We start from the raw sequence: 2,964 nt of genomic DNA, 5'->3' as shown, positions 1-2,964 counted from the left end.
ATAGTCATCCCCTTCCACTCGCCCTCCCCCGACGAAGCCGACCGCCAGGGCGCGGAATTCACCGGATCTACGGTGACCACGCAGATGTTCTGGGATTCCGATCTCGGCAAGACGATCGAGACCGCGGCCTATTCGCTTTACCGGCGCAAGAACCCCGAACTGGAGAAGAAGATCGATGCCGTCATCGACATGTATGGCAAGCTGCAGCAGGAGGACGGCTATCTCTCGAGCTGGTATCAGCGCATCCAGCCCGGCAAGCGCTGGACCAATCTGCGCGACTGCCACGAGCTCTATTGCGCCGGCCACCTGATCGAGGGCGCGGTCGCCTATTACCAGGCGACGGGAAAACGCAAGCTGCTCGACATCATGTGCCGCTATGCCGACCATATCGCGTCGGTGCTCGGCCCCGAGCCCGGCAAGAAGAAGGGCTATTGCGGACATGAGGAGATCGAGCTGGCGCTGGTCAAGCTGGCGCGGGTGACCGGCGAGCGGAAATACATGGAGCTGGCCAGATACTTCATCGACCAGCGCGGGCAGCAGCCGCATTATTTCGACGAGGAGGCCCGCGCCCGCGGCGCCGACCCGAAGGCCTATCATTTCAAGACCTATGAATACAGCCAATCGCACATCCCGGTGCGAGAACAGCACAAGGTCGTCGGCCACGCGGTCAGAGCGATGTACCTCTATTCCGGCATGGCCGACATCGCGACCGAATATGGCGATGATACGCTGCGGTCGGCGCTCGACCTTCTGTGGGACGATCTCACCACCAAGAGCCTCTACATCACCGGCGGGCTCGGGCCATCGGCGCACAATGAGGGGTTCACCAGCGACTACGACCTGCCCAACGAGAGCGCCTATGCCGAGACCTGTGCAGCGGTCGGCCTGGTGTTCTGGGCCAGCCGCATGCTCGGCATGGGGCCGAACGCGCGCTACGCCGACATGATGGAACGCGCCCTCTACAACGGTTCGATCTCGGGCTTGTCGCTCGACGGCTCGCTGTTTTTCTACGAGAATCCATTGGAAAGCCGGGGCAAGCACAACAGGTGGAAATGGCACCGCTGCCCGTGCTGCCCACCCAATATCGGTCGCATGGTCGCCTCGATCGGCAGCTATTTCTACAGCCTGGCCGACGATGCGTTGGCCATCCACCTCTATGGCGACTCGACCGCCCGTTTCGACATATCGGGCGTCCCGGTCGGCGTGACGCAGACGAGCCGCTATCCCTGGGACGGCGCCGTCGAGATCGCGCTCGAACCGCAGGCGCCGGTCGAATTCACCTTGCACCTGCGCATTCCAGCCTGGAGCGCCAGTGCCCAGTTGAAGGTGAACGGCGAGGCCATCAAGCTGGCTGAGATCACCAGCGACGGCTACGCCGCGATCAAACGGACATGGACGAAGGGCGATGATGTCCGGCTCGATCTCGAAATGCCGATCGAGCGGCTTTATGCCAACCCGCAGGTGCGCCAGGATGCCGGCCGCGTCGCGCTGTCGCGCGGCCCGCTGATCTATTGCGTCGAGGCATCAGACAATGACAGCCAGCCGCATCGCCTGACGCTGCCGCGGACGGCCACCATCGAAGCGCAGCACCGGCCGGAACTTCTCGGCGGTGTGGTGACGCTGTCGACCGCGGCACTTGCCGATGCCGCCGACGGGTGGCAGGGCGGGCTCTACAGGCCCGAGCCGCCGGCCACGGCCGAGACACGCCTGACCGCCATTCCCTATTTCGCCTGGGACAACCGCGAGCCCGGCGAGATGCTGGTATGGCTCAGGGACGGGTGAGTTGTGATGTTAGCCCGATCTCTTCGGCCACCAGTTCCTGCAGCCGCCACAAATTGCGGTCGCGGATGCCGCAGGCTTCGAGGTGGCGGATCGTCTCGAAAAGATATTGCGCGCCCGAGCCCCAATGACCAACGGCTGTCACCAGCGTCGCCGCGATCGCCTGCTTGTCGAGCTTGCCGGCATAACGCGGATTGGCGGGATCGACGACGAAGCCAAGCGCGCGACATGGGCCGCCTTCGGTCCTGACCTGCAGCCAGCGCGGCACGTTGACGGCGGGCAGGATGGTCATTTCGCGGCGCAGGAGCGCTTCGAGGTTAGCCGCCACCGGTTCCGCGATCTCGAACACCATGCCCTGGCACTGGCCGCCGCGATCGAGCGCCATCATCAGGCCGGGCTGCTCGACCGTGCCGCGAAAACGCTGCACCGTGAAGCAGAACGAACGATGCCAGCCGCTGGCCACCGCGCGTTCTCCGCCCCTCACCTCGCCGGCGGGCTTCCATAATAGCGAGCCATAGGCAAATAGTTTCAGCGGCCCGGCCGGAGCGCCGGCCAGCACCTCGTCGCGGATGCGCGCATAGTCGGCATCGGTCATGTGAACCATGCCCGGCGTCGGCCCGGCATCCTCGACGACACGCATGGTGCGCGCGACCAACGCCTCGGTCAGCGCCATCGGCGTGTTGCGCGGGACCCTCGATGATGCGGTGGAAATGGCCTTGCTCATCTTCGCGCTCCCAGTCCTACCGCCATGTTGCCGAAGGCTGAAGGATTCTCAAGGGCCGTGCAGCCGAGATCGAGTGGCCGATGCCGCTCTTGCGTGATGCGTCTTGGAACGATGTTGCCGGCAAACTGTTCTGTTCCTTGCCGGAGGATGCCATGAACGACGCGTCGGCACAGCCCGTTGGTCCCGTCCTTTCATCGGCGGAGCGCGTCAACACGCTATCCCATTTCCATCGCGCCGAGATCGCTCGCATGGCGGGATGGCGCGACCGGCTCGACCTGACGACCAACTGGGCAATCACGGTGGTGGCGGCGCTGCTTTCGGTATCACTCTCGACGGCCAGTGCGCATCACGGCGTGCTGCTGTTCGCCATGCTGCTGATCCTGCTGCTGCTGTGGATCGAGGCGCGCCGCTATCGGTTCTTCGATTTCTATCGGGCGCGCGTACGCCAGTTCGAACGCCAC

General features: G+C 64.4%; 3 protein-coding genes. 2 read left to right on the top strand and 1 reads right to left on the bottom strand.

The window, feature by feature from the left end; translation table 11 throughout:
* A partial coding sequence (locus tag EOC06_RS10930) for a glycoside hydrolase family 127 protein (RefSeq protein ID WP_164898537.1) occupies positions 1 to 1,782 on the top strand: 1,782 nt, incomplete at its 5' end.
* Here the strand turns inward: EOC06_RS10930 and EOC06_RS10925 are convergent.
* Positions 1,769 to 2,503, bottom strand: coding sequence for a gamma-glutamylcyclotransferase (locus EOC06_RS10925; RefSeq protein ID WP_128307728.1), 735 nt, complete (start codon positions 2,501 to 2,503; stop codon positions 1,769 to 1,771). The two genes, EOC06_RS10930 and EOC06_RS10925, sit on opposite strands and share 14 nt — an antisense overlap.
* 152 nt (positions 2,504 to 2,655) lie before the next feature.
* On the opposite strand from EOC06_RS10925, the gene EOC06_RS42255 reads away from it, so the two are divergent.
* On the top strand, positions 2,656 to 2,964 hold a 309-nt coding region (locus EOC06_RS42255; protein ID WP_245469488.1), incomplete at its 3' end, for a DUF2270 domain-containing protein.

It is taken from the genome of Mesorhizobium sp. M7A.F.Ca.MR.362.00.0.0, assembly GCF_004023175.1.
Taxonomy (GTDB): Bacteria; Pseudomonadota; Alphaproteobacteria; order Rhizobiales; family Rhizobiaceae; genus Mesorhizobium.
This window is presented reverse-complemented; position numbering and strand designations above follow the sequence as displayed.

What these genes read in the sequence shown, in the direction of transcription:
- EOC06_RS10925 (WP_128307728.1), bottom strand. Translation starts at nt 2,503, where the DNA reads ATGAGCAAGGCCATTTCCACCGCATCATCGAGGGTCCCGCGCAACACG.